Here is a 24,431-nt window from a genome sequence, read left to right on the forward strand (position 1 = left end):
GTACACTTTAACAAGGCCTGTGGAATAATCCGCAACATCCAATAAAAAGCCGCGGTCCCCCTGTGCCCGACTGGCCGTCCTTACCCGGGAGTCGAATCATGCAGCGTTCCATTGCCACCGTGTCCCTGAGCGGTACCCTGCCGGAAAAACTCGAAGCCATCGCCGCCGCCGGGTTCGACGGCGTGGAGATCTTCGAGAACGACCTGCTCTACTACGACGGCAGCCCTCGGGAAATCAAGCAGATGTGCGCCGACCTGGGCATTGCCATCACCCTGTTCCAGCCATTCCGGGATTTCGAGGGCTGCCGTCGCGACCGTCTGCCGCGCAACCTGGAGCGCGCCGAGCGCAAGTTCGACCTGATGCAGGAATTGGGCACCGACCTGGTGCTGGTGTGCAGCAACGCCTCGGCGGACAGCCTGGGGGACCGGCAGATCCTCATTGACGACCTGCACCTGCTGGCCGAGCGGGCCGGTGCCCGGGGCCTGCGCATCGGCTACGAAGCCCTGGCCTGGGGCCGTCACGTGAATACTTATCAACAGGTCTGGGACATCGTGCGCAGCGCCGATCACCCAAGCCTCGGGGTGTTGCTGGACAGCTTCCACACCCTGTCGCTCAAGGGCGACCCGGCGGCGATTGCCGAGATTCCGGGGGACAAGATCTTTTTCGTGCAGATGGCCGATGCGCCGATCCTGGCCATGGATGTGCTGGAGTGGAGCCGGCATTTCCGCTGCTTCCCCGGCCAGGGCGAATTCGACCTGCCGGGCTTTCTGGCGCCGATCATCAAGAGCGGCTACACCGGGCCGCTGTCCCTGGAGATCTTCAACGACGGCTTTCGCGCCGCGCCGCCGCGGGCCAACGCCGCCGATGGCTTGCGCTCGCTGCTGTACCTGGAAGAGAAGACCCGCGAGCGCCTGCTGCAGGAAGGCCAGCCGATGGCGAACATCGACACCCTGTTCGCGCCGCCTGCGGTGCAGGCCTATGGCGGCACCGAGTTTCTCGAGTTCGCCGTGGACGAGGCCTTGGGCGCCAAGCTCGGCGGCTGGCTGGAGCGCCTGGGTTTCGCCAGGGCCGGGCAGCATCGCTCCAAGAGCGTCAGCCTGATGCGCCAAGGGGATATCAACCTGATCCTCAACTCCGAGCCCTATTCCTTCGCCCACAGTTTCTTCGAGGCCCACGGCCCTTCGGTGTGTGCCACGGCAATCCGGGTCAAGGACAGCGCCAAGGCCCTGGAGCGGGCGGTGGCCTACAAGGGCCAGCCCTATCGCGGCCTGGTGGGCCCCAATGAGCTGGAGCTGGCGGCGGTGCGCGAGCCCGATGGCAGCCTGATCTACCTGGTGGATCAGCAGCAGGGCGGCCAGCACCTGTACGACACCGATTTCAATATGCACAGCGGCGTGGTGGCCAAGGGCGGCCTCAAGCGCATCGACCACATGGCCATGGCCCTGCCGGCGGACAGCCTGGACAGCTGGGTGCTGTTCTACAAGAGCCTGCTGGACTTCGAGGCCGACGACGAAGTGGTGCTGCCCGACCCCTACGGCCTGGTGAAAAGCCGCGCCCTGCGCAGCCGTTGCAGCTCGATCCGCCTGCCGCTGAACATCTCGGAAAACCGCAATACTGCGATCTCCCATGCTTTGTCCAGCTATCGCGGTTGCGGGGTGCACCACATCGCTTTCGATTGCGACGACATCTTTGCCGAAGTCAGCCGGGCCAAGGAGGCTGGCGTGCCGCTGCTGGACATCCCGCTCAACTACTACGACGACCTGGCGGCACGCTTTGATTTCGACGACGAATTTCTCAGCGAACTGGCCTACTACAACGTCCTCTACGACCGCGATGCCCAGGGCGGCGAGCTGTTTCACGTCTACACCGAGCCCTTCGAAGGGCGCTTCTTCTTCGAGATCATCCAGCGCAAGAACGGCTATGCCGGCTACGGTGCGGCCAACGTCGCGGTGCGCCTGGCGGCCATGGCCAAATCACGCAGCGGTGCCGTGCGCCAGGCCAAGTTGTAGAAGATTGTTAACGACGGCGGTAACGGCCGCCGTCGCGCTTTCTTTCGCAGGGTGACGCGGCCCATAATCGCCCGCGTGTGCAGTGATGGCCGTGAGCCCAGAATGACAATGACCAGTGAACGCTCGATTGCGCCCGATGAGCCTGCTCTCGAACCGCGCAAGAGTCGCAAGAACAACCCGGAAAAGACCCGCGAGAACATCCTTCAAGAAGCCATTGTCGAGTTCGTCCAGCAGGGCTTGTCCGGCGCGCGAGTGGATGCGATCGCCGAACGCATCCATACCTCCAAGCGCATGATCTATTACTACTTCGGCAGCAAGGAGCAGCTGTACGTCGAGGTGCTGGAGAAGCTCTACGGCGATATCCGCAGCACCGAGAGCCGCCTGCACCTGGCAGAGCTGGCGCCGCAGGAAGCGATTCGCCGGCTGGTGGAGTTCACCTTCGATCACCACGACCGCAACGTCGATTTCGTGCGCATCGTCAGCATCGAGAACATCCACAAGGCCGAGTACGTGAAGCAGTCCGGCGTGATCAAGGCCATGAACAACACCATTCTCCATGCCCTGGGCGAGATCCTCGAGCGCGGCGCGCGCGAAGGCGTGTTCCGCGGCGGCCTGGATCCGCTGGACGTGCATTTGCTGATCAGCTCGTTCTGTTTCTACCGGGTCTCGAACCGCCACACCTTTGGCGAGATCTTCCAGATCGACCTGCCGGATGAAGGCATCAAGCAACGCCACCGGGAGATGATCTGCGAGTCGGTGCTGCGCTACCTGCAGGCCTGATCCCACTCTTTGTAGGCGCTGGCTTGGCAGGCGCTGGCTTGTCAGCGAAAGCGCCCGTAAGATCGCCATCGCCACCAAGGCTTCTGCAACCTGCACCACGACAAGGAAGGCACCATGGGCAACCCCGTTCCAACCCTGAAAATAATCCTGATCCTGATGATCGTGGTCGACACGTTCTGGTTCGGCGAGCGCCTGCTGTCCCTCACCGGGTTCAGCATGTTCGACTGGTTGCCGTCGTCGGTGATCAGCCTGGTGGGCATCCTCGGCAGCCTGCTGATGATTCTCTTCAATGTGCTGCTGATCGGCCTGCTCTCGCGCCTGCAGCTCAAATCCGACTAAGCAGGCTGTAGCCGCTGCCGCAGGCTCGCCAGCGCCCTGAAGGCCGCAGCTGCTACCGAAGCCTGTCTCAGCCGTTCATGCTGTGAAAGTGCGCCAGCATACGCTGCGGGTCCGCGCGTTGGCCGCTGAACAGCTCGAACGCCTTGACCGCCTGGAACACCGCCATGGTGCCGCCGTCCAGGGTCCTGCAACCCAGGGCCCGGGCGTTGCGCAGCAGTTCGGTTTCCAGGGGAAAGTAGACGATCTCGGCAACCCACAGCTGCGCTCGCAGCAGTTCCACCGGCACCGGCATGCCCGGCAGCTTGGCCATGCCCATGGGCGTGGTGTTCACCAGCCCGTCGGCGCTGTGCAGGGCACTCGACAGATCACCGCCTGCCCGGGCCCCGGCGCTGCCGAAATGCTGGTTGAGGTTGTCCGCCAGGCTTTGCGCCCGCTGCGGCTCCACGTCAAAAATGTTCAGTTGCTCCACGCCTTCACTCAGCAGGGCGTGAGCCACTGCGGCCCCGGCACCGCCGGCGCCCATCTGCACCACCTGGCGCCTTGCCACGTCCGGCAGGCCGCGGCGAAAGCCCTCGGCAAAACCCAGGCAGTCGGTGTTGTGGCCGACTCGTTTGCCATCCTTGAGCACCACGGTGTTCACCGCACCGATGCCCCGGGCTTCCGGGGACAGTTCGTCGAGTAGCGGCAGGATGCTCTGCTTGCAGGGAAAGGTGATGTTCAGGCCGGTGAAGCTCATCTGCTCGGCGGCGCGCAACAGTTCAGGCAGGGCGCTGCTGTCCAGGCCCAGTTGATCCAGGTCGATCAAGCGGTACAGGTAGCGCAAATGCTGGGCATCGCCTTCTTGTTCGTGCAGGGCCGGGGTGCGGGAGGCCTGGATGCCGGCGCCAATCAGCCCGGCCAGAACGCTGGCTTGCCGGCTCATGCGCCTTGCTCCTTGAACCGCTGGCTGAAGTGTTCCAGCGCCAGGCGATAGCCATGGCTGCCAAAGCCGCACATCACCGCCTGTGCGATGGCGGAAACGAAGGAGTGATGGCGAAACGGTTCGCGCGCGTGGACGTTGGACAGGTGCACTTCGATCACCGGCAGCTCGCTGGCCACCAGGGCGTCACGGATTGCCACCGAGGTGTGGGTCCAGGCGGCCGGGTTGATCAGGATGCCGGCGCAGCGACCACGCGCCCCGTGGATCCAGTCGAGCAACTCGCCTTCGTGGTTGGTCTGGCGAAACTCCACGGCGAGGCCGAACTCCTCGGCGGCGCGGCCGCACAGGGCGGAAATGTCAGCCAGGGTTTCGTGGCCGTAAGTGGCCGGCTCGCGGGTGCCGAGCAGGTTCAGGTTCGGGCCGTTTAGCACCAGAACGATAGGACGCATGGGGTAAATCTCCGTTGTTATTGTCGGCCTCGGGAGAGCGTACGAGGCGTTGAAAGGTAAATTGTACTAACTGGTTAATTTGGTCAATTGGCGGTAGATGCGCAACGGGGGGCGGGCGGATTAAGTGTTCGGTAATCGAACGGCAGCGTAGGGCTCGCAGGTGCAAGGCTGCCGCCAATGAGTGCTTATATCAATTGAAAATCATTCTCGACTGACCGTAAGATGCCCGGCAATTTCCTTCATGTTCCAGGGAGTCGGTTTGTCGGACGTGGATCTCAAGGGACTGTTTCTCAAGCATGCCGCTGCCTTGCGTGGGTACCTGGCGCGCAAGATACGGGACCCGCAGTTGGCCGCTGATCTGGTGCAGGAGAGTTTCCTGCGGCTGGCCGAGCACACGCGCGGCGAGCGTATCGACAACTCCCAGGGCTATCTCTACCGCACGGCGAACAATCTGCTGATCGACCATGTACGTCAGGAGGCGCGGCGCAAGACCGAGACCGTGCCCCATGAAGTGCTGGCCGACATCGAGGATGAGGCGGCCGGGCTGGAGGCTCAGGCGATGGCGCAGCAACAGCGCAAGGCACTGAAACAGGCGATCATGGAACTGCCCCCGCGGACCCAGGAAATCTTTCGCCTCAACCGTATCGAAGGCATGACCCACGCCGAGGTGGCCCGGCACCTGAATATTTCCGACAGCTCGGTGCAAAAGCACCTGTCCCGGGCGCTGGCCTATGTGATGCAGCGTTTGCAGGCTACCGACGGTCGGCCGGTCGACGAGTGAGTTACGGTAAAAGTCGGGGTCAGACGTCACTGCTTATATATAACGAGAAATCGAGATTCACACGTGAATAGCCAGGGTCCGCAAGAGCGCAGTATCACCGAGGCCGCCGCCGACTGGGCGGTGCGTTTGCACGCGGGAGGCCTGAGCGCCACCGAGCAGGCGCAGCTTGCCCAATGGCAGGCCGCCGACCCGCGTCATCCCCAGGCTCTGGTGTTTGCCCGGCAGACCTGGGAGGCCTTGGGCGAGTTGCGCCTGGACCCCGAACTGGCGGCCACTGCCCCACCACGGCGCCAGGCGGCGCGGCCTGCGGCGACAATACCGCGCCCGCGCCGTCGACGCCGGCTGGTGCGGGCCGCCAGCGTGGCGATGCTGGTACTGGCGGTGGTCCTGGGCTGGCTGCAAGGGCCGCAGGCGCTGCTGTACCTGCAGGCTGACTACCTTACCGGCAAGGGCGAGGTGCGCACCGTACAACTGGCCGATGGCAGCCAGGTGGAGCTGGATTCGGGCAGCGCCATTCGCCTGGACTACAGCGGCGACAAGCGCCAGGTTCAATTGCTGGCCGGCTCCGCGGTGTTTGACGTGGCGCCCATGGCCGGCGAGGAAAAACGACCTTTTATCGTGCAGAGTGCCGGCGGCCAGACCCGCGCCTTGGGCACCCGTTTCGTGGTCGGGCGCGAGAGTGCTCAACAAGCCTGGGTCGGCGTGTTGCAGCACAGTGTCGCGGTGAGCCTGGATGCCCCGGCGCAACGCGGGGCCTCCGAGCGGGTGCTGCAAGAGGGGCAGAGCGTGCGCTATGACCCGCAGTCGGGGGTGGTGGCGCTTGATGGGCTCGACCTGCAGCGGGCCACCAGTTGGCGGCGCGGCGTCCTGGTGTTCGACCGCCAGCCCCTGGGCCTGGTGGTGGAGCGCCTCAATCGCTATCGGCCCGGGCGGGTGGTGCTGACCAACAGTGCCCTGGCCCAGCGTCAGGTCAGTGGTGTCTTCCGCCTGGACATGCTCGATGCAGCCCTGGTTACCCTGACCCAGGAACTGCAGGTGCAGCGTTTCGACCTGGCCGGCGTCAGCCTGATTTACTGAGGCCTGCGGGCCTTTTTCCACCCTTGTGCAAAATAATTCAAAAAACCTTACTGAGTTTTCCTGCCTGGCACGTCTAGCTAATTGAGATGCATTCGCATAAACAAAAATAGCCAGCGCAGGAACAAGGGACATGAGGGTAGGCAGTCGCACTGGAATTCACGCAGCAAGTCGTTTGGCCCTGGCCATTCACTTGGGCGTCGCAGGGCTGTTGGCAGGAGGCGGTTTGCTGCACGCGGCAGAGCCTGTGGGTGCAGCCCCACAGAGCGCCCAGCAGCAACGCGAGATGGATTTCGATATCCCCGCCCAGGCTCTCGGCAGTGCGGTGCTGGTGTTTGCCGAGCAGGCCGGGGTGCAGGTGCTGTTCGACAGCCTGCGCCTGCATGGCTTGCACAGCTCGCCGCTCAAGGGCCGCTACAGCGCCGAGGAGGGCCTGGCGCGGCTGCTGGGCAATGCGCCGGTGCAGTACCGCTTCACCGGCGAGCGCCAAGTGACCCTGAACCGGGTGGAAACCGGCCGTGACGGCGCCCTGGCCCTGGCGCCCACCACCATCTCCGGCAACCTCGAAGGCCGCCAGAGCGACTGGGTGTATAACGCGCCACGTTCGGTGAGCGTGGTCGGCCGCGAGCAGCTCGATCGCAACCCGCCCCGGCACGCGGCCGACATGCTGGAGGAAACCTCCGGTGTGTATTCGGCAGTCAGCCAGCAGGACCCGGGCCTGTCCGTGAATATCCGCGGCCTCCAGGACTATGGCCGGGTCAACATGTCGGTGGACGGCATGCGCCAGAACTACCAGCAGAGCGGCCACCAGCAGCGCAACGGCACCCTCTACGTCGACCCCGAGCTGCTCTCCGAGGTGGTGGTGGAGAAGGGCGCCACTTCGACCATGGGCGGCGCCGGGGTGATTGGCGGGGTCGCCAATTTTCGCACCGTCGAAGCCCGTGACCTGCTCAAGCCCGGCCAGGAAATCGGTGGCCGGATCCGCGTGACCAGCGGCCTGGGTGGCCGCAGCAACGGCACCCATTTCATCGGCAGCACCGCCTTCGCCATCGGCACCGAGGTCTGGGACATGCTGCTGGCCGCCAGTGAACGGCACCTGGGGGACTACAACCCGGGGACCAAGGGCGGCATTGGCGAGCTGCGTACCGGCAGCTGGATGGACCCGTCGATCAATGACCGGGTGAAGAATTCCAAGGTGGCCTATTCCGCTTCCGTGATGCGTTCGCGCCTGGCCAAGCTGGGGCTCAACCTGCCCCAGGACCAGCGCCTGCAACTGAGCTACCTGACCACCCAGGTGTCCTACGACGACGCCAACATGATGAACGTCGAGAACCAGCAACAGCTCTGGGAAAAGCTCGGCAGCAGCGATGTGCGCTCGCAGAACTTCGGCCTCGACTACAGCTACACGCCGGACAACCCGCTGATCGACTTCAAGGCCAAGCTCTACTACGTCGACAACAGCAACGACCAGAGCACCCTGACCCGGCGCAGCAGCCCCGGCTACTCGATCACCTACCAGACCGACACCTATGGCGCTCAGGCGCAGAACACCTCGACCTTCGCGCTCGGCGAGCTGGCCACGCTGAAGGCCAACTACGGCCTGGAATTCTTCTATGACAAGGTCCGCCCCGACTCCAGCCAGCCGGTGCCCAAAGGATCGGCGGTCAGCGCTTCGCCCGCGGCCAGCATGACCCCCGAGGGCGATCGTGCCCTGGGCAGCCTGTTCACCCGCCTGGATTTCGACTACGACGGCTGGCTGAACCTCAACGCCGGTTTGCGCTACGACCGCTACCGCCTGCGGGGCGAGACCGGAATCAACACCCGCACCTTCGTGATCGGCAAGACGCCCCAGCAGATTTCGGTGCCGGTGGCCTATGACATCGACAACGAGGAAGGGCGCTTCTCGCCGACCTTCGGCCTGTCGGTCAAGCCGGGCGTCGAATGGCTGCAGTTGTTCGCCAGCTATGGCAAGGGCTGGCGGCCACCGGCGGTGACCGAAACCATGATCACCGGCCGGCCCCACGGCGGCGGCTCGGAGAGTACCTTCCCCAACCCCTTCCTCAAGCCGGAGCGTTCCAGCACCTGGGAAGCGGGGGTCAACGTCTTCAAGGAAAACCTCTGGTTCAACGATGACCGCCTGGGGATCAAGGTGGCGTACTTCGATACCCGGGTCGATGACTTCATCTACATGGCCATGGGTGTGCAGCCCCCTGGCTACGGCTCGCCCGGCATCGGCAACAGTGCCTATGTCAACGACCTCAGCAGCACCCGCTTCAAGGGCGTGGAGTACCAGCTGGACTATGACGCCGGCCGCGCCTACGGCCAGCTGAACTACACCCGCATGATCGGCGACAACGATTTCTGCACGAAAATCGCCTGGCTGGGGGGCGTGACCCAGCCGGTGAAGAATGGCAGCGGGCGTGGCGCGATCGTCACCGGCATGCGTCCCGATGATGCGGCCAACAACGCCAGCCGTTGCAATGCGGCGATCCTCGGTTCGGCCGAACACATGCCCATGGACCGCGGCACCCTGACCCTGGGCGCACGCTTTTTCGACCGCAAGCTGGATATAGGCGCCCGGGCCCGCTACAGCGCCGGCTATTCGATCGCCGGCTCCGCCACCGGCACCGTGAGCCAGACCGGCGTCTACCCGGCCGACTGGAAGCCCTACACCGTCTACGACCTGTATGGCAGCTACCGGGCCACTGAAGAACTGACCCTGCGCCTGGCCATGGAAAACGTCACCGACCGCGCCTACCTGGTGCCCCTCGGCGATGTCCTGGCCTTCACCCTCGGCCGTGGCCGGACCTTGCAGGGCACAGTGGAGTATCAGTTCTGACCGCTTTTGCCCATTGATGGGCAAAACCGCAGCAGGCAGTGGCGTGCTGCGGACATGACCCCCCTAATGTATTGGAGTTTTGCATGAGCATTTCGATCTCTTACAGCGCTACCTACGGCGGTAATACTGTTGCGCAATACCTGACTGACTGGTCGGCCTACTTCGGCGACGTCAACCACCGCCCAGGCGAAGTGGTCGACGGCACCAACACCGGTGGCTTCAACCCGGGCCCGTTCGACGGCACCCAGTACGCCATCAAGAGCACCGCCAGTGACGCGGCCTTCGTCGCCGACGGCAACCTGCACTACACCCTGTTCAGCAACCCGAGCCACACCCTGTGGGGCTCGGTGGACACTATCTCCCTGGGCGACACCCTCGCCGGTGGTTCGGGCAGCAACTACAACCTGGTCAGCCAGGAAGTCAGCTTCACCAACCTGGGCCTCAACAGCCTGAAGGAAGAAGGCCGTGCAGGCGAAGTGCACAAGGTGGTCTACGGCCTGATGAGTGGCGACAGCTCGGCGCTGGCCGGCGAGATCGATGCCCTGCTCAAGGCGATCGACCCAAGCCTGTCGGTGAACTCCACCTTCGACGACCTGGCCGCTGCTGGCGTTGCTCACGTCAACCCGGCTGCCGCAGCCGCTGCCGATGTCGGCCTGGTGGGTGTGCAGGACGTGGCCCAGGACTGGGCGCTGGCCGCCTGAGTGCAGGCCTGAGGCATAAAAAAGCGAATGCAGGATCGCTCCTCCATTCGCTGGCTTGACTCACCTCCGTCGCCCGAGTTTTCGAAGGCCAGGGCGGCGGCGGTGGCAAATTCTGGGGAGCGCCGTGGTGCCTGTCAACGCACCGGGCGCGCCTCTTGTCGTTCCGCTCTGCCCGAGCGGAAGGCCCTGTAACCCTAAACTCTCCACAGGACACCTTGATGAGCAGGCCGAATCCACTTGCCGCTTCCGAGACGCTGGCGGCCTTGACGGCCTACAAGGGCGGCTTTTTCAACATCGGCCTGTTCTCGGCGGTGATCAACCTGCTGATGCTGGCCCCGGCCCTTTACATGCTGCAGGTCTACGACCGGGTGCTGGCCTCGGGCAATCAGATGACCCTGCTGATGCTGACGCTGATGATCCTCGGCCTGTTCGGCCTGATGGGGGCGTTGGAGTGGGTGCGTAGCCAGGTGGTGATCCACCTCGGTACCCAGATGGACATGCGCCTGAACCAGCGGGTGTATGACGCCGCTTTCGAAGCCCAGCTCAAGGGCAGCCCCCAGGCCGCCGGCCAGGCTTTGAACGACCTGACCGCGCTGCGCCAGTTCGCCACCGGCAATGCCTTGTTCGCGTTCTTCGATGCGCCCTGGTTTCCGGTCTACCTGCTGGTGATCTTTCTCTTTCACCCCTGGCTCGGCCTGCTGGCCCTGGCCGGTGCGGTGCTGCTGGTGGCGCTGGCCTGGATCAATCAGCATATCTGCCAGGCACCGCTGGCCCAGGCCAGCCAGTTGTCGATCATCACCAGCCAGCAGGCCACCGCCAACCTGCGCAATGCCGACGCGATCGAAGCCATGGGCATGCTCGGCGCCCTGCGCGAGCGCTGGTTCATCGGCCACCAGGGCTTTCTGGCCCAGCAGAACCTGGCCAGCGAAAAGACCGCCACCATCAGCGCCTGGTCCAAGGGCGTGCGCATGGCCCTGCAGTCCCTGGTGCTGGGCCTGGGCGCCTGGCTGGCGGTGCAGGGCCAGATTACCCCGGGGATGATGATCGCCGGCTCGATCCTAATGGGCCGCGTGCTCAGCCCCATCGACCAGTTGATCGCGGTATGGAAGCAATGGAGCTCGGCGCGCCTGGCCTACGAGCGTTTGTCCGAGTTGTTGCAGGCCAACCCGCCGCGCCCGGCACGCATGAACCTGCCGACGCCCAAGGGCAAGTTGAGCGTCGAACAGTTGAGCGCCTGTGCACCGGGCAGCCGTCGCCCGGCCTTGAGCAACCTTGGCTTCACCCTGGAGGCTGGCCAGGTGCTGGGGGTGATCGGCCCTTCCGGCTGTGGCAAGTCGACCCTGGCCCGGCTGCTGGTCGGTGCCTGGACGCCCCTGACGGGAAAGGTACGCCTGGATGGCGCAGACCTGGCTCAGTGGGACAGGCAGCAACTGGGGCCGCATATCGGTTACCTGCCCCAGGACATCCAGCTGTTCGCCGGCAGCATCGCCGAGAACATCGCGCGTTTTGCCCAGCTGGACTCGGATCAGGTCCTGCAGGCCGCACAAATGGCCGGGGTGCACGAACTGATCCTGCAATTGCCCCAGGGCTATGACACGCGCCTGGGCGAGGGCGGTGCCGGGTTGTCCGGCGGCCAGCGCCAGCGCATCGGCTTGGCCCGGGCGCTGTACGGCCTGCCGGCGCTGATCGTGCTCGACGAGCCCAATTCCAACCTCGATGAGGCCGGTGAGCAGGCTTTGTTGCATGCCATCAGCCAGCTCAAGCAACGGCAGCGGACCCTGGTGCTGATCACCCACAAGCCCAACGTACTGACCCTGACCGACCAGTTGATGATCCTGCGCGACGGCCAGTTGCAGGCCTACGGTCCGACGGCGCGGGTGCTGGAGGCGAACCAGAAGGCCAAGGCCGCGCCGCCGCCGGCTGTACCGATGAGCAATCCGGCGAGCAGCCCGGTGACCAGCTTGAACATGAATTACCGCCTGGGCGTGGCCGGCGGCGAAGGGAAAAAAGCATGAAGGCGAGTGTATCCACAGGCTCTGTTGCGCCGGTCGCTGGGCCAGCCGCCAGCAATGTATTGTCCCTGGACGACAGGAAGTACTCACGGCTCGGCTGGCTCCTGGTGCTGGGAGGTTTTGCCGGGTTCATCGGCTGGGCCGCCTTGGCGCCTCTGGACAAGGGCGTGGCGGTGTCGGGCAAGGTCATGGTCTCGGGCCATCGCAAGACCGTGCAGCACCAGAGCGGCGGCATCGTTGAGCGGATCGAGGTCAAGGAAGGCGACCGGGTCAGCGCCGGGCAGGTGCTGCTGCGCCTCAACGAGACGCCGCTGCGCACCCAGATGCAGTCCCTGCGCAGCCAGTACCTGGGCTCGCTGGCCAGCGAAGCGCGGCTCAATGCCGAGCGCGACGGCGCCAGCGATATCGTCTTCGACCCGCAACTTCAGGCCCTGGCCAGCGAGCCGGACGTGGCCGCCAGCCTGGCGCTGCAACGGCAGCTGTTCAGCAGCCGGCGCCAGGCCCTGAGCATGGAGCAGCAGGGGATTGCCGAAACCATCGCCGGCTCCGAGGCGCAGTTGCGTGGCACCCGGGATTCCAAGGCCAGCAAGCTGGCGCAGCGCCGCGCCTTGAATGAACAGTTGCAGGGCCTGCGGGAACTGGCCCGGGACGGCTATATCCCGCGCAACCGGCTGCTGGACAGCGAGCGCCTGTACGCGCAGATCGACGGCTCGATCGCCGAGGACTTCGGCCGCATCGGCCAGTTGCAGCGGCAGATCCTCGAACTGCGCCTGCGCATCCGCCAGACCACCGAGGATTTCCAGAAAGACCTGCGCAGCCAGTTGGCCGATACCCGGGTGCGTACCGAGGACCTGCGCAATCGCCTGGCCTCCGCCCAGTTCGAACTGGCCAACAGCCAGGTGCGCGCCCCGGCCGCCGGGGTGGTGGTGGGGCTGGAGGTGTACACCGAGGGCGGGGTGATCAAGCCGGGCCAGCCGCTGATGGACATCGTGCCCCAGGACGAACCCCTGCTGGTGGAGGCCCGGGTGCCGGTGCAACTGGTGGACAAGGTGCACCCGGGGCTGCCCGTGGAGCTGATGTTCTCGGCCTTCAACCAGAGCACCACGCCCAGGGTGCCGGGGGAGGTGACCCTGGTGTCCGCCGACCGGCAGGTGGACGAGCGCACCGAGGAGCCTTACTACACCTTGCGGGCCACGGTCAGCGCCCAGGGCATGCAGCAGTTGCAGGGCTTGCAGATCCGCCCGGGCATGCCGGTGGAAGCCTTTGTCCGTACCGGCGAACGTTCGATGCTCAACTACCTGTTCAAGCCCCTGCTTGACCGTACTCACATGGCGTTGGTGGAAGAATGATTCGAGCCTGGTGCTACCTGCCCCTGCTGTGCCTGTTGAGCAGCCCGTCGGTCCGGGCCTTGGGGTTGCTGGACGCCTATGACCTGGCCTTGCGCAATGACCCGACCTTCCAGGCGGCGATCAAGGAGCGCGATGCCGGGGAAGAGAACCGGGCCATTGGCCGTGCCGGGCTGCTGCCGAACCTGTCCTGGAGCTATAACAATTCGCGCAACCAGTCCGAAGTGACCCAGGAGACCGTTCGCGGTGATGTCACCAATGACCGGGACTACCGCAGCTACGCCTCGACCCTGACCCTACAGCAACCGCTGCTGGACTACGAAGCCTATGCGCGCTACCGCCAGGGTTCGGCCCAGGCGCTGTTCGCCGATGAACGCTTTCGCGGCAAGAGCCAGGAACTGGCGGTGCGCTTGCTCGGTGCCTACAGCCAGGCGCTGCTGGCCCAGGAGCGCATCGAGCTGAGCCGGGCGCAGAAGCGAGCCTACGTCGAACGCTTGCAGCTCAACGAACGCCTGCTCAAGGGCGGCGAGGGCACCCGCACCGATGTGCTGGAGACCCAGGCCCGGCTGAGCCTGGCCCTGGCGCAGGAGATCGAGGCCCAGGACCAGCAGGACGCGGCCCTGCGCGAGCTGCAAGCCATAGTCGGCGAACCGTTGCAGATCGACGAACTGGATCCGCTGACCCGGCAGTTCCAGATCCAGCCGCTGCTGCCCAACCGCTTCGACAGCTGGCGTGACCTGGCCATGGCCAACAACCCGGACCTGGCGTCCCAGCAGCAGGCGCTGCGAGTGGCGGAGTATGAAGTGGAGCGCAAGCGCGCCGGGCACCTGCCCAAGGTGAGTTTGTATGCCAGCAGCCGTCAGACCAGTTCCGATTCGGAAAGCTCCTACAACCAGAAGTACGACACCAATACCGTGGGCATCCAGGTCAGCCTGCCGCTGTTTGCCGGTGGCTCGGTATCGGCCTCGACCCGCCAGGCGGCCAGCCAGCTGTCCCAGGCCCAGTTCGAACTGGATGCCAAGACCGCCACCACCCTCAACGAACTGCGCAAGCAGTTCAACCTCAACACCAGCGCCGCGGCCAAGGTCCGGGCCTATGAAATGGCCGTCAGCTCCGCCGAGGCGCTGGTGACCGCGACCCAGAAGAGCGTGCACGGCGGCGAGCGGGTCAACCTGGATGTACTGGACGCCGAGCAACAACTGTTCACCGCCCGCCGCGACCTGGCAGATGCCCGGCATGCCTACCTGTTGGCGCGGATCCAGCTCAAGTTCTACGCCGGCCTGCTCAACGAACAGGACCTGCAGCAACTGGCCGGTTACTTCCGCCCCCTGGGCTGACACCACTGCGCCCGCACCTACCCTGTAGGAGCTGGCTTGCCAGCGAAGGCGTCGGTCGGGTTGGTGCAGGTCTCAAGGGCCTCTTCGCCGGCAAGCCGGCTCCTACGGAGGAGGGCGTTACGTCTGGTTTGGCCTTGTAGGAGCTGGCTTGCCAGCGAAGGCGTCGGCCGGGTTGGCACAAGGCTCAGGGGCCTCTTCGCCGGCAAGCCGGCTCCTACGGAGGGGGAGGGCTGCAGAACGACAACGGCCGTCTCGAGGACGGCCGTTGGGGAGCGGGGCCAATCAGCGGCGGGTCAGCAGGACCCCGGATTCCATGTGGTGGGTCCAGGGGAACTGGTCGAACAGTGCGCAGCGGGTGATGCGGTGGGTGTCGTGCAGCTGGGCGATGTTGGCCGCCAGAGTCTCCGGGTTGCAGGAGATGTACAGGATGTTGTCGAAGCGCCGGGTCAGCTCGCAGGTGTCCGGGTCCATGCCGGCCCGCGGCGGGTCGACGAACACGCTGCCGAATTCGTAGCTCTTGAGGTCCACGCCCTGCAGGCGGCGGAACGGCCGAACTTCGTTCAGGGCTTCGGTCAGCTCTTCGGCCGACAAACGCACCAGGGTGACGTTATCCACAGCGTTTTCGCTGAGGTTGCTCAAGGCGGCATTCACCGAGGTCTTGCTGATCTCGGTGGCCAGCACCTTGCGCACCCGGGTGGCCAGGGGCAGGGTGAAGTTGCCATTGCCGCAGTACAGCTCCAGCAGGTCGTCCTGGCGCTCTCCCAGGGCTTCATAGGCCCAGTTGAGCATCTTCTGGTTCACCGTGCCGTTGGGCTGGGTGAAGGCGCCTTCGGGCTGGCGGTAGCTGAAGGTACGCCCGCCGACTTCGAGCTTTTCCACCACGTAGTCCTGGCCGATGACTTCGCGCTTGCCCTTGGAGCGACCGATCACGCTGACCTTGAGGTCGGCGGCCAATTGGCTTGCCGCCTTGTGCCAGTGCTCGTCCAGGGGGCGGTGGTAGCACAGGGTGATCATCGCGTCGCCGGCCAGGGTGGTGAGGAACTCCACCTGGAACAGCTTGTGGCTCAGGGGCGCGCTGGCTTGCCAGGCGGCCTTGAGCCGGGGCATCAACTGGTTGATGCGCTGGCTGGCGATGGGGAATTCCTCGATGAGGATCGGTGTGCGCTTGTCGTCCTGGGAGAACATCGCGTAGTGCCGTTCCCCGGCCTCGCGCCACAGGCGGAACTCTGCCCGCAGGCGGAAGTTCTGCAGGGGCGAGTCGAAGACCTGAGGCTCGGGCGCATCGAAGGGGGCCAGCAGGTCGCGCAAGCGCGCGATCTTGTCATTCAACTGGGTGGTGTAGCTTGCGGCGTCAAAAGTCATGCGGGGTAACCGAGCTTGATCACGAACAGGATCGACAGGATCACCAGGGGCGCGTTCAGCTCACGGGCACGGCCCGACAGCAGTTTGATCACGGTCCAGGCGATGAAGCCGAAGGCGATGCCGTTGGCGATGGAATAGGTGAACGGCATGGCCAGGGCGGTGACGACCACGGGAGCGGCGACGGTGATGTCTTCCCAGTCGATTTCTGCCAGGCCCGAGGTCATCAGCACGGCGACGAACAGCAGGGCCGGTGCGGTGGCGAAGGCGGGTACGCTGGCTGCCAGTGGCGAGAAGAACAGCGCCAGCAGGAACATGATCGCCACCACGATGGCGGTCAGGCCGGTGCGGCCACCGGCGCTTACGCCCGCCGCGGATTCGATATAACTGGTGGTGGTCGAGGTGCCCAGCAGGGAGCCGGCCATGGCGGCGGTGCTGTCAGCGATCAGCGCCCGGCCCATTTTCGGCATGTGACCGTCCTTGCCCATCAGGCCGGCGCGCTTGGCGACGCCGATCAGGGTGCCGGAGTTGTCGAACAGGTCGACGAACAGGAAGGCGAAGATCACGCTCACCAGACCAATGTCCAGGGCGCCCTTGATGTCCAGTTGCAGGAAGGTTGGGGCCAGGGACGGTGGCATCGAGGTCACGCCGCCGAACGGGGTGACGCCCATGAGAATGGAGACGACGGTCACCGCGAGAATGCCGATCAGCACCGCGCCGCGCACTTTCAGGGCTTCCAGGGCCACGATCAGGGCAAAACCCAGGGCTGCGAGGATGGGGGCCGGTTTGCTCAGGTCGCCGAGGCCGACCAGGGTCGACTCGTTGCCCACGACGATCTGGGCGTTATGCAGGGCGATCAGCGCCAGGAACAGGCCGATACCGGCGGCAATGGCCGAGCGCAGGGGCAGGGGGATGCTGTTGATGATCCATTCGCGGATGCGGAAGATCGACAGCAGGAAGAACAGCACCGCCGAGATGAATACCGCACCCAGGGCTACCTGCCAGGTGTGGCCCATGTGCAGGACCACGGTGTAGGTGAAGAAGGCGTTCAGGCCCATGCCCGGTGCCAGGGCGATCGGGTAGTTGGCGATCAGGCCCATGACGGTGGAACCGATGGCCGCCGCCAGGCAGGTGGCAACGAAGATCGCGCCCTTGTCCATGCCCGTCTCGCCGAGAATGCTCGGGTTGACGAAAAGGATGTAGGCCATGGCCAGGAAGGTGGTCACGCCCGCAAGAATCTCGGTGCGCACGTTGGTGTTGTGTGCCTTGAGTTGAAACAGCCTTTCCAGCATGTCTGCTCCCCGTGGCGCCGCCGGGCGCCGTGAATGTATCGACTCCAACAGCAAAGCACAGACTTTATAAGGTGCCTGCGGATTTGCTCTGGGTCGGAAAAAGCCGCGCATCATACCAGCAGCGTGGGCCAATGGCTGCGATCGTCGGCGATGTTTTGCCGCGCTGGCAAGTAGCGCATACTGCGCCCTGGTTTTAGGGGGGATTTATGCGCAGCACAGTGAAAATGACAGCCCTGGCATTGCTCGGCGCGACAGCCTGCTGGCTGGCGGCCCCGGCCATGGCGCGCTCGGCCCCGCCGCTGAGCCGGGTGGAGATTCTCAAGGTGCTGTCACCTTCCTGCGGCCTGGAGGATGTCTCCGACGGCCGTGAACGGACCCAGTGCGATCACAACGGCCCGAACATCAAGGTCTACGTGCTGGAGATCGGCTACGGTCGCGAGCCCCATGTGACCCTGGACGGCTTCGAGGTCGATGGCACCCGTTCGCCGGTGTGCGAGGACGGCTCCAGCTATGTGCCCTGCGGCAACTCGGGGACTACCGTCGGCTATGTCTATGTCTTCGACCTGGCGGGCAAGCAGGAGGGCACCTTCAGCTTTCGCAACACCTCGCTCAACGCCCCGGGCAACAGCCTGGGCGCGCAGATCTACATCAAGTGACGGCGCCCTGAACGGCAGCCGGCAAAGCTGACTAAGCTCTAAAGACCTCCACGCGGAGTCATCCCCATGACCTTCAGAGCCCTGGTCACCCTTGCCGAAGGCATCGACGACCTGCAAAGCGTGACCCTGATCGACGTATTGCGCCGTGCCGAAGTCGAAGTGCTGGCCGCCAGCGTCGAAGGCCGGCGCATGCTCACCTGCGCCCGGGGCACCCGCTTGACCGCCGACGCCATGCTGGTGGACGTGCTGGCCCAGCGCTTCGACCTGATCGTATTGCCCGGCGGCGCGGTGGGCGCCCAGCACCTGGCGGCCCATCAACCGCTGCAGCAACTGCTCAAGGATCAGGCCGCAGCGGGACGCCTGTTCGCCGGCATCGCCGAAGCCCCGGCCCTGGCCTTGCAGGCGTATGGCGTGCTGCGCCAGCGGCGCATGACCTGCCTGCCCAGCGCCAGCCATCATCTGCTGGGCTGCACCTTTGTCGACCAGCCGGTGGTGGTGGACGGTAACTGCATCACCGCCCAGGGCTCCGCCGCGGCCCTGGCGTTTGCCCTGGCCCTGGTGGAAGCGCTGTGCGGTCGCGGCAAGCGCGCCAAGGTGGCTGGAGAGCTGCTGGTTTAGGGCTCAGCCAACATGGGCCACGATGGGCTCGATCACCGGTTGCAGTTCCTGCTCGGTGTGCCAGATGTCGTAATCGGCCTGTACCGCCAGCCAGACCTTGGCCTTGCCGATTCCGGCGCGTTCCAGCTTGACCGCCAGTTCCGCACGGATCGGCGCATGGCCGTTCAACACCTTGGACAGGTGCGGGCGGGCGTAGCCGATATGCCGAGCCAGCTCCGTCACGCTGATGCCCAGTTCGGGCAAGATATCCAGGCGCAGGGTGTCACCGGGGTGGGGCGGGTTGTGGATGGGCATGATCCTGCCTCCTGTTCAGTGGTAGTCCAGATAATCCACCAGCTCGATATCCGAACCTACGAAACGAAAGATCACTCGCCAGTTGCCGGACACTACCAGGGACCAGTAGCCAAGCAGGTCGCCCCTGAGCGGGTGCAGCCGCCAGCCCGGCAGATTGAGGTCTGCCGGTTCGCTGGCGTGATCCATGAACGACAGTTGGCGGGCCAACCGGCGTGCATGCTCGGCCCGTATTCCACGAGTCGATCCGGTTTCATAGAAGGCGCGCAGGCCCTTGTGCTGAAAGGACTTGATCATGGGGTGCGAGTGTAAGGCGATACCTTACACTCTTCGTAACGGTTTTGTATTGCAGAGAATGATCAATAACCTGTTACGAGGCCCCCCACGGGGCGTTTCTCTGTCGCAGCTCGGTTCGGCAAGGAGTCGGGCACGGGGCTTGTGAACGGGTAACAAAGGCTAACCAGCCGCTTCTTGCACCGCCCGTCCCATCACCCCTATAGTTCGCGCCGTCGCTGCCAATTCAGCGGCCGGGTTTGGTCACCCGAAATTAGAAGGCGCACGCGCCACCCTGGTTTGCAGGCACTTTTTCGTGTCCGCACGCTTAATGGTGGGCTGTGCGCGGGACACCTTCGGGTGTGCCGGGTGCCTTCTTCCCGGTTGACCAACCTGTGCACAGTCCGCCACCCATCGTTTGGTCACGATTGGGGCGGTCATTCATAAAGAAGGATCTAATGATGAATACCCCGGAAACTGCTGCTCACTATGTGCCGCTTAAATCCAACATAAGCCGGCCAGGTGTGTTTTTTATCAACGCCAATGCCTCCCCTGAGGCGCTGCACGAAGCCGCCGAGCAACGCATGCGCACGGCTGCCAACCTGCTGGAAACCCTCTGCTGCCTGAATTTCAGCCACGGCGATGTGAAGGACATCCCGCACATCATCGACGTGCTCTATGTACTGACCCAGGATGGTTGCGACCTGCTGGAGGCGGCGAAATGGCGAGCCGCTGCTGAAGCTCAGCCCAGCCACTGAGGCTTGAACCTGGCCGCGCCTGCCCGGCGCGGCTTCAGGCCTTGGGTTGCTCGAGCCGTTCGATCATCCGATCGCGCTGGGCCAGGGTCGGGAACAGCTTGATCCAGACGCCGGTCACCAGCAGCGTGCCGACCCCGCCGAGCACCACCGCCGGCACCGTGCCGAACCAGTGGGCGGTCAGCCCGGATTCGAACTCCCCCAACTGATTCGAAGCGCCGATGAACAGGCCGTTCACCGCGCTGACCCGGCCGCGCATTTCGTCCGGGGTCTCCAGTTGCACGAAGGAGGCGCGGATCACCATGCTGATCATGTCCGCCGCCCCCAGCACCACCAGCACCGCCAGGGAAAACCAGAACGAAGTCGAGAGGCCGAAGGCGATGGTGGCCACGCCAAACACCCCGACCGCGGTGAACATCACCCGCCCGACCTTGCGCTCGACGCTAAAACGCGCCAGCCACAGGGACATCAGCAAGGCTCCCACCGCTGGCGCCGAACGCAGCAGCCCCAGGCCCCAGGGGCCGGTGAGCAGGATGTCCTTGGCGAACACCGGCAGCAGCGCGGTGGCGCCACCCAGCAATACCGCGAACAGGTCCAGGGAGATGGCGCCGAGGATGTCCGGGCGGCTGCGGATGAAGCGGATGCCCGCCAGCAGCGAATCGAGGGTGGCCTTGCCCTTGTTCAACGGGGTCTGCCGGGCCGGCAGGTTGAGCATCAGCACGCAGGCGATCAGGTACAGGACCACGGTGGGGCCGTAGACCCAGACGCTGCCGAAGGCGTACAGCAACCCGCCCAGGGCCGGGGCGACGATGGTCGCCGACTGCTGCGCCGATTGCGCGGCGGCCACCGCCCGGGGAAACAGCGCCGCGGGCACGATGCTCGGCAGCAGGGCCTGGGTGGTGGGCATTTCGAAGGAGCGGGCGCCGCCGAGCAGGAAGGCCAGAATGAAGATCATTTCCCGGGTGACGCTGTCGGTCAGGCTGCCGACGGCCAGGGCCAGGGCGATCAGGGCTTGCAGCGACTGGCAGATGGCCGCCACCCGACGCCGGTCGTAGCGGTCGGCCACATGCCCGGTGTGCAGCATGAACAGCACCCGCGGGGCGAACTCCACCAGCCCCACCAGGCCCAGGTCCAGCACATTGCCGGTCAGTTGGTAGAGGTTCCAGCCAATGGCCACGGTGAGCATCTGGAAGCCGCTGGCGGTAAAGATCCGCGCCAGCCAGAACGCGATGAACGGACGATGGTGACGGAGCAGCAGAGGGTCTTGGCTGGGCATCGGGCGGTAGATCTGAGCGGGGAGTGCCACGAGATTATCACCAAGATGTAACCAATAGTTGCGGCTCGGGGAAAATTCGTTAGCCGCGCATCTATCTTGTTTTTCGCTCGAACACCTGGTCGCGAACCCTGTAGCCGCTGCCGCAGGCTGCGAACGGCTCCGGAGGAGACGCCAGGATATTGAATACGCCGCAGGTTCGACGGGAAGTTGCCAGCCAAGGCCCTGCGTACCGAACGCGGCCCGGCCTTTCGCAGCTTCGCAGGCTCAGCAGCGGCTACAGGCGTTTTGTGTGGGAAAAGCCGGGAAAACCCCGGGCTTGAGAGGGTGAGGCAAGCTGTCACGCGGCAAATAACCACAGAGTTGCATGGCGAAATTAGGACTACTCTTTCAACGTTGCTTGATCCAGATCAAAACCTTTTTGCAAAGGCTGATGTGGTGGCCCAAGTGCCAGACTCCCTGCGTAGCGATGGTTTAAAAAGAACGAATCCGAATTCGCCGCACTCCATATCCGTGGGGGCAGTGGGTGCAGGCCTCTGGCCGGCAGCCGGTATTACCTGATAGAGGAAAGCTTATGTTCGGTTTAGAGGCTCTTGATCTCGCCCGAATTCAGTTCGCGTTCACCATCTCGTTCCATATCCTGTTCCCGGCGATCACCATCGGCCTGGCGAGCTACCTGGCGGTACTCGAAGGCCTCTGGCTGAAGACCCGCGACGACACCTACCGCGATCTCTACCACTTCTGGTCGAAGATCTTTGCCGTCAACTTCGGCATGGGCGTGGTCTCCGGCCTGGTGATGGCCTACCAGTTCGGCACCAACTGGAGCCGCTTCTCGGACTTTGCCGGGTCCGTCACCGGCCCCCTGCTCACCTATGAAGTGCTCACGGCCTTCTTCCTCGAAGCCGGTTTCCTCGGGGTGATGCTGTTCGGCTGGAACAAGGTCGGGCGCAAGCTGCACTTCTTCTCCACGGTGATGGTGGCCATCGGCACCCTGATCTCGACCTTCTGGATCCTCTCGTCCAACAGCTGGATGCAGACCCCGCAAGGCTATGAAATCGTCAATGGCCAGGTGATCCCGGTGGATTGGCTGGCGGTGATCTTCAACCCGTCATTCCCCTATCGCCTGGCGCACATGGCTGTAGCGGCGTTCGTCGCCACGGCGTTCTTCGTCGGTTCGTCCGCAGCCTGGCACTTGCTGCGCGGGCGGGACAACCCGGCCATTCGTCGCATGCTGTCGATGGCCATGTGGATGGCCCTGATCGTGGCGCCGGTGCAGGCGGTGATCGGCGACTTCCATGGCCTCAACACCCTCAAGCACCAGCCGGCGAAAATCGCCGCCATCGAAGGCCACTGGGAGAACGTCGGCAACGAGCCGACCCCGCTGATCCTCTTCGGCTGGCCGGACATGAAGGCCGAGAAAACCCGCTTCGCGGTGGAAATCCCTTACCTGGGCAGCCTGATCCTCACCCACTCGCTGGACAAGCAGGTGCCGGCGCTCAAGGAGTTCCCACCCGAGGACCGGCCCAACTCGACCATCGTCTTCTGGTCGTTCCGGATCATGGTCGGCCTGGGCATGCTGATGATCTTCACCGGCCTGTGGAGCCTCTGGCTGCGCAAGCGCGACACCCTCTACACCTCGCGCCCGTTCCTGTACCTGGCGTTGTGGATGGGCCCGTCCGGGTTGATCGCGATCCTGGCCGGCTGGTTCACCACCGAGATCGGCCGCCAGCCGTGGGTGGTCTATGGCCTGATGCGCACGGCGGATGCCTCTTCCGGCCACAGCTTTGTGCAGATGAGCATCACCCTGGCGCTGTTCGTGGTGGTGTACTTCTCGCTGTTCGGCGTGGGTATCGGCTACATGATGCGCCTGGTGCGCAAAGGCCCGGTTACCAACGAAGGTGCCGAAACCAGCCACGGTGGCCCCGGCCAGAAACGCACCCCGGCCCGTCCGCTGTCCGCAGCCGACGATGACCACGACGCCGACCACGGCACCCGCCTGAACAAGGGGAACTGAGTCATGGGTATTGATCTTCCGCTGCTCTGGGCCGTGATTATCATCTTCGGCATCATGATGTACGTGGTCATGGACGGCTTCGACCTGGGGATCGGGATTCTCTTCCCGTTCGTCAAGGACGACCGCGACCGTGACGTAATGATGAACACCGTCGCGCCTGTCTGGGACGGCAACGAAACCTGGCTGGTACTGGGGGGCGCAGCGTTGTTCGGCGCTTTCCCGCTGGCCTACTCGGTGGTGCTCTCGGCACTCTACCTGCCGCTGATCCTGATGCTGGTGGGCCTGATCTTCCGCGGCGTGGCCTTCGAGTTCCGCTTCAAGGCCAAGGAAGACAAGCGCCACATCTGGGACAAGGCCTTCATCGGCGGCTCGGTGGCGGCGACCTTCTTCCAGGGCGTGGCCCTGGGGGCATTCATCGATGGGCTGCCGGTGGTCAACCGCCAGTTCGCCGGCGGTTCCCTGGACTGGCTGACCCCCTTCACCCTGTTCTGCGGCCTGGCGCTGGTGGTGGCCTATGCCTTGCTCGGTTGCACCTGGCTGATCATGAAAACCGAAGGCAAGCTGCAACTGCAGATGCATGACCTGGCGCGGCCCCTGGCCTACGTGGTGCTGGCGGTGATCGGCGTCGTCAGTATCTGGACGCCCCTGGCCCACGCCGAGATTGCCGCGCGCTGGTTCACCCTGCCGAACCTGTTCTGGTTCCTGCCGGTGCCGATCCTGGTGCTGGTGACCATGTACGGCCTGCTCCGCGCCGTGGCCCGCAACGCCCACTACACGCCGTTCCTGCTGACCCTGGTGCTGATCTTCCTCGGCTACAGCGGCCTGGGCATCAGCCTGTGGCCGAACATAGTGCCACCGTCGATCTCCATCTGGGACGCCGCCGCGCCGCCGCAGAGCCAGGGCTTCATGCTGGTGGGCACCTTGTTCATCATCCCGTTCATCCTGGGTTATACCTTCTGGAGCTACTACGTGTTCCGCGGCAAGGTCACCCACGAAGACGGTTATCACTAGGTAGGAGCCGGCTTGCCGGCGAAGAGGCCTTCGCGCCTTGCGCCGAGCTTGCGGTCGCTTTCGCTGGCACGCCAGCTCCTACGGGAATCCGGGTTAGGCAGGAGTTGAGGTCATGAGCGGTAAACACTCTTTGCAGGAAATCGAACAGGCGGAAAAGAAGCCGCTGTGGCAGCGCCTGGGTTGGCTGGTAATGATCTGGGGCGGCAGTGTCCTGGCCCTGTTCGTGGTCGCCAGCCTGATGCGCATGTTCATGAATGCCGCAGGCCTGACCACCCACTGATCATCCCATCCCGTTGCCTTGCG

Annotated in this window: 23 protein-coding genes; 16 read left to right on the plus strand and 7 right to left on the minus strand. The window is 64.5% G+C overall.

Going from position 1 to position 24,431, the window contains the following annotated elements; translation table 11 throughout:
* The first annotated feature begins 98 nt into the window (after nucleotides 1–98).
* The 3 genes from quiC to ACUXVH_RS24320 all read left to right on the plus strand — a co-directional run bounded on the left by quiC (nucleotide 99) and on the right by ACUXVH_RS24320 (nucleotide 3,128).
* Nucleotides 99–2,009, plus strand: a complete 1,911-nt coding sequence (gene quiC / locus ACUXVH_RS24310; RefSeq protein ID WP_065363640.1) for a 3-dehydroshikimate dehydratase QuiC — start codon at nucleotides 99–101, stop codon at nucleotides 2,007–2,009.
* A 102-nt stretch (nucleotides 2,010–2,111) separates the two neighbouring features.
* On the plus strand, nucleotides 2,112–2,789 hold the full coding sequence (locus ACUXVH_RS24315) for a TetR/AcrR family transcriptional regulator (protein ID WP_011063606.1): 678 nt from the start codon (nucleotides 2,112–2,114) through the stop codon (nucleotides 2,787–2,789).
* A gap of 114 nt (nucleotides 2,790–2,903) precedes the next feature.
* Nucleotides 2,904–3,128 (plus strand): hypothetical protein, encoded by a 225-nt coding sequence (locus tag ACUXVH_RS24320; protein WP_015637127.1) that lies wholly within the window; start codon nucleotides 2,904–2,906, stop codon nucleotides 3,126–3,128.
* Between the two features lie 67 nt (nucleotides 3,129–3,195).
* Here ACUXVH_RS24320 and ACUXVH_RS24325 read toward each other — a convergent pair whose 3' ends face one another.
* Together ACUXVH_RS24325 and aroQ are read right to left on the minus strand one after the other, a co-directional pair.
* On the minus strand, nucleotides 3,196–4,050 hold the full coding sequence (locus tag ACUXVH_RS24325; protein WP_065363641.1) for a shikimate dehydrogenase: 855 nt from the start codon (nucleotides 4,048–4,050) through the stop codon (nucleotides 3,196–3,198).
* Complete coding sequence (gene aroQ / locus ACUXVH_RS24330) at nucleotides 4,047–4,496, minus strand: type II 3-dehydroquinate dehydratase (RefSeq protein WP_011063604.1); 450 nt, start codon at nucleotides 4,494–4,496, stop codon at nucleotides 4,047–4,049. The genes ACUXVH_RS24325 and aroQ overlap by 4 nt, the downstream gene beginning before the upstream one ends.
* A gap of 259 nt (nucleotides 4,497–4,755) precedes the next feature.
* On the opposite strand from aroQ, the gene ACUXVH_RS24335 reads away from it, so the two are divergent.
* From ACUXVH_RS24335 to ACUXVH_RS24365, 7 genes are all read left to right on the plus strand, one after another.
* Nucleotides 4,756–5,277 carry an RNA polymerase sigma factor gene (locus tag ACUXVH_RS24335; RefSeq protein WP_011063603.1) on the plus strand — a complete coding sequence of 174 codons (522 nt, stop codon included), beginning with the start codon at nucleotides 4,756–4,758 and terminating at the stop codon, nucleotides 5,275–5,277.
* A 63-nt stretch (nucleotides 5,278–5,340) separates the two neighbouring features.
* Nucleotides 5,341–6,354, plus strand: a complete 1,014-nt coding sequence (locus tag ACUXVH_RS24340; protein WP_065363642.1) for a FecR family protein — start codon at nucleotides 5,341–5,343, stop codon at nucleotides 6,352–6,354.
* A 130-nt stretch (nucleotides 6,355–6,484) separates the two neighbouring features.
* Nucleotides 6,485–9,190, plus strand: a complete 2,706-nt coding sequence (locus ACUXVH_RS24345) for a TonB-dependent receptor (protein WP_015637123.1) — start codon at nucleotides 6,485–6,487, stop codon at nucleotides 9,188–9,190.
* Nucleotides 9,191–9,273: 83 nt separating this feature from the next.
* Entirely contained in the window at nucleotides 9,274–9,891 is a 618-nt protein-coding gene (locus tag ACUXVH_RS24350) for a heme acquisition protein HasA (RefSeq protein ID WP_011063600.1), read from the plus strand.
* 218 nt (nucleotides 9,892–10,109) lie between these two features.
* A complete protein-coding gene (locus tag ACUXVH_RS24355) occupies nucleotides 10,110–11,906 on the plus strand; it encodes a type I secretion system permease/ATPase (protein ID WP_065363643.1) in 1,797 nt (598 codons plus the stop codon).
* Nucleotides 11,903–13,252, plus strand: a complete 1,350-nt coding sequence (locus ACUXVH_RS24360; protein ID WP_065363644.1) for an HlyD family type I secretion periplasmic adaptor subunit — start codon at nucleotides 11,903–11,905, stop codon at nucleotides 13,250–13,252. The genes ACUXVH_RS24355 and ACUXVH_RS24360 overlap by 4 nt, the downstream gene beginning before the upstream one ends.
* The gene (locus ACUXVH_RS24365; RefSeq protein ID WP_065363645.1) at nucleotides 13,249–14,586 is read left to right on the plus strand and encodes a TolC family outer membrane protein; all 1,338 of its coding nucleotides are present in this window, start codon (nucleotides 13,249–13,251) and stop codon (nucleotides 14,584–14,586) included. Before ACUXVH_RS24360 ends, ACUXVH_RS24365 begins: the two co-directional genes overlap by 4 nt.
* Before the next feature lie 282 nt (nucleotides 14,587–14,868).
* On the opposite strand, the gene trmA is transcribed toward ACUXVH_RS24365, so the two are convergent.
* A complete protein-coding gene (trmA, locus tag ACUXVH_RS24370; RefSeq protein WP_065363646.1) occupies nucleotides 14,869–15,948 on the minus strand; it encodes a tRNA (uridine(54)-C5)-methyltransferase TrmA in 1,080 nt (359 codons plus the stop codon).
* Entirely contained in the window at nucleotides 15,945–17,237 is a 1,293-nt protein-coding gene (locus ACUXVH_RS24375) for an NCS2 family permease (RefSeq protein ID WP_019095091.1), read from the minus strand. Before ACUXVH_RS24375 ends, trmA begins: the two co-directional genes overlap by 4 nt.
* A 206-nt stretch (nucleotides 17,238–17,443) precedes the next feature.
* Between ACUXVH_RS24375 and ACUXVH_RS24380 the strand changes: the two genes are divergently transcribed.
* Together ACUXVH_RS24380 and ACUXVH_RS24385 are read left to right on the plus strand one after the other, a co-directional pair.
* Complete coding sequence (locus ACUXVH_RS24380) at nucleotides 17,444–17,893, plus strand: DUF4879 domain-containing protein (RefSeq protein ID WP_015637117.1); 450 nt, start codon at nucleotides 17,444–17,446, stop codon at nucleotides 17,891–17,893.
* A gap of 66 nt (nucleotides 17,894–17,959) precedes the next feature.
* On the plus strand, nucleotides 17,960–18,511 hold the full coding sequence (locus ACUXVH_RS24385) for a DJ-1 family glyoxalase III (protein WP_065363647.1): 552 nt from the start codon (nucleotides 17,960–17,962) through the stop codon (nucleotides 18,509–18,511).
* 3 nt (nucleotides 18,512–18,514) lie between these two features.
* Here the strand turns inward: ACUXVH_RS24385 and ACUXVH_RS24390 are convergent, their stop codons facing one another.
* Both ACUXVH_RS24390 and ACUXVH_RS24395 read right to left on the minus strand, forming a co-directional pair.
* Nucleotides 18,515–18,805, minus strand: coding sequence for a HigA family addiction module antitoxin (locus ACUXVH_RS24390; protein ID WP_053160128.1), 291 nt, complete (start codon nucleotides 18,803–18,805; stop codon nucleotides 18,515–18,517).
* A gap of 15 nt (nucleotides 18,806–18,820) precedes the next feature.
* Entirely contained in the window at nucleotides 18,821–19,099 is a 279-nt protein-coding gene (locus ACUXVH_RS24395; protein ID WP_011063591.1) for a type II toxin-antitoxin system RelE/ParE family toxin, read from the minus strand.
* A 437-nt stretch (nucleotides 19,100–19,536) separates the two neighbouring features.
* Between ACUXVH_RS24395 and ACUXVH_RS24400 the strand changes: the two genes are divergently transcribed.
* A complete protein-coding gene (locus tag ACUXVH_RS24400; RefSeq protein WP_019096028.1) occupies nucleotides 19,537–19,833 on the plus strand; it encodes a hypothetical protein in 297 nt (98 codons plus the stop codon).
* A 34-nt stretch (nucleotides 19,834–19,867) separates the two neighbouring features.
* Here the strand turns inward: ACUXVH_RS24400 and ACUXVH_RS24405 are convergent, their stop codons facing one another.
* Nucleotides 19,868–21,106 carry an MFS transporter gene (locus tag ACUXVH_RS24405; RefSeq protein WP_065363648.1) on the minus strand — a complete coding sequence of 413 codons (1,239 nt, stop codon included), beginning with the start codon at nucleotides 21,104–21,106 and terminating at the stop codon, nucleotides 19,868–19,870.
* Between the two features lie 571 nt (nucleotides 21,107–21,677).
* Between ACUXVH_RS24405 and ACUXVH_RS24410 the strand changes: the two genes are divergently transcribed.
* From ACUXVH_RS24410 to ACUXVH_RS24420, 3 genes are all read left to right on the plus strand, one after another.
* Nucleotides 21,678–23,117 (plus strand): cytochrome ubiquinol oxidase subunit I, encoded by a 1,440-nt coding sequence (locus ACUXVH_RS24410; protein WP_011063588.1) that lies wholly within the window; start codon nucleotides 21,678–21,680, stop codon nucleotides 23,115–23,117.
* Nucleotides 23,118–23,120: 3 nt separating this feature from the next.
* The gene (gene cydB, locus ACUXVH_RS24415; RefSeq protein WP_011063587.1) at nucleotides 23,121–24,128 is read left to right on the plus strand and encodes a cytochrome d ubiquinol oxidase subunit II; all 1,008 of its coding nucleotides are present in this window, start codon (nucleotides 23,121–23,123) and stop codon (nucleotides 24,126–24,128) included.
* Between the two features lie 112 nt (nucleotides 24,129–24,240).
* A complete protein-coding gene (locus ACUXVH_RS24420) occupies nucleotides 24,241–24,408 on the plus strand; it encodes a DUF2474 domain-containing protein (RefSeq protein ID WP_011063586.1) in 168 nt (55 codons plus the stop codon).
* Nucleotides 24,409–24,431 lie beyond the last annotated feature (23 nt).

The organism is Pseudomonas sp. 8(2025) (assembly GCF_052665325.1).

Excerpts from the sequence above, each read along its gene's own strand:
- ACUXVH_RS24420 (WP_011063586.1), top strand. The coding sequence starts at position 24,241 with ATGAGCGGTAAACACTCTTTGCAGGAAATCGAACAGGCGGAAAAGAAG.
- ACUXVH_RS24360 (WP_065363644.1), top strand. The coding sequence starts at position 11,903 with ATGAAGGCGAGTGTATCCACAGGCTCTGTTGCGCCGGTCGCTGGGCCA.
- ACUXVH_RS24385 (WP_065363647.1), top strand. The coding sequence starts at position 17,960 with ATGACCTTCAGAGCCCTGGTCACCCTTGCCGAAGGCATCGACGACCTG.
- ACUXVH_RS24400 (WP_019096028.1), top strand. The coding sequence starts at position 19,537 with ATGAATACCCCGGAAACTGCTGCTCACTATGTGCCGCTTAAATCCAAC.
- ACUXVH_RS24345 (WP_015637123.1), top strand. The coding sequence starts at position 6,485 with ATGAGGGTAGGCAGTCGCACTGGAATTCACGCAGCAAGTCGTTTGGCC.
- aroQ (WP_011063604.1), bottom strand. The coding sequence starts at position 4,496 with ATGCGTCCTATCGTTCTGGTGCTAAACGGCCCGAACCTGAACCTGCTC.
- ACUXVH_RS24410 (WP_011063588.1), top strand. The coding sequence starts at position 21,678 with ATGTTCGGTTTAGAGGCTCTTGATCTCGCCCGAATTCAGTTCGCGTTC.
- quiC (WP_065363640.1), top strand. The coding sequence starts at position 99 with ATGCAGCGTTCCATTGCCACCGTGTCCCTGAGCGGTACCCTGCCGGAA.
- trmA (WP_065363646.1), bottom strand. The coding sequence starts at position 15,948 with ATGACTTTTGACGCCGCAAGCTACACCACCCAGTTGAATGACAAGATC.
- ACUXVH_RS24350 (WP_011063600.1), top strand. The coding sequence starts at position 9,274 with ATGAGCATTTCGATCTCTTACAGCGCTACCTACGGCGGTAATACTGTT.
- ACUXVH_RS24320 (WP_015637127.1), top strand. The coding sequence starts at position 2,904 with ATGGGCAACCCCGTTCCAACCCTGAAAATAATCCTGATCCTGATGATC.
- ACUXVH_RS24365 (WP_065363645.1), top strand. The coding sequence starts at position 13,249 with ATGATTCGAGCCTGGTGCTACCTGCCCCTGCTGTGCCTGTTGAGCAGC.
- cydB (WP_011063587.1), top strand. The coding sequence starts at position 23,121 with ATGGGTATTGATCTTCCGCTGCTCTGGGCCGTGATTATCATCTTCGGC.
- ACUXVH_RS24355 (WP_065363643.1), top strand. The coding sequence starts at position 10,110 with ATGAGCAGGCCGAATCCACTTGCCGCTTCCGAGACGCTGGCGGCCTTG.
- ACUXVH_RS24390 (WP_053160128.1), bottom strand. The coding sequence starts at position 18,805 with ATGCCCATCCACAACCCGCCCCACCCCGGTGACACCCTGCGCCTGGAT.
- ACUXVH_RS24380 (WP_015637117.1), top strand. The coding sequence starts at position 17,444 with ATGCGCAGCACAGTGAAAATGACAGCCCTGGCATTGCTCGGCGCGACA.
- ACUXVH_RS24325 (WP_065363641.1), bottom strand. The coding sequence starts at position 4,050 with ATGAGCCGGCAAGCCAGCGTTCTGGCCGGGCTGATTGGCGCCGGCATC.
- ACUXVH_RS24395 (WP_011063591.1), bottom strand. The coding sequence starts at position 19,099 with ATGATCAAGTCCTTTCAGCACAAGGGCCTGCGCGCCTTCTATGAAACC.
- ACUXVH_RS24315 (WP_011063606.1), top strand. The coding sequence starts at position 2,112 with ATGACAATGACCAGTGAACGCTCGATTGCGCCCGATGAGCCTGCTCTC.
- ACUXVH_RS24405 (WP_065363648.1), bottom strand. The coding sequence starts at position 21,106 with ATGCCCAGCCAAGACCCTCTGCTGCTCCGTCACCATCGTCCGTTCATC.
- ACUXVH_RS24375 (WP_019095091.1), bottom strand. The coding sequence starts at position 17,237 with ATGCTGGAAAGGCTGTTTCAACTCAAGGCACACAACACCAACGTGCGC.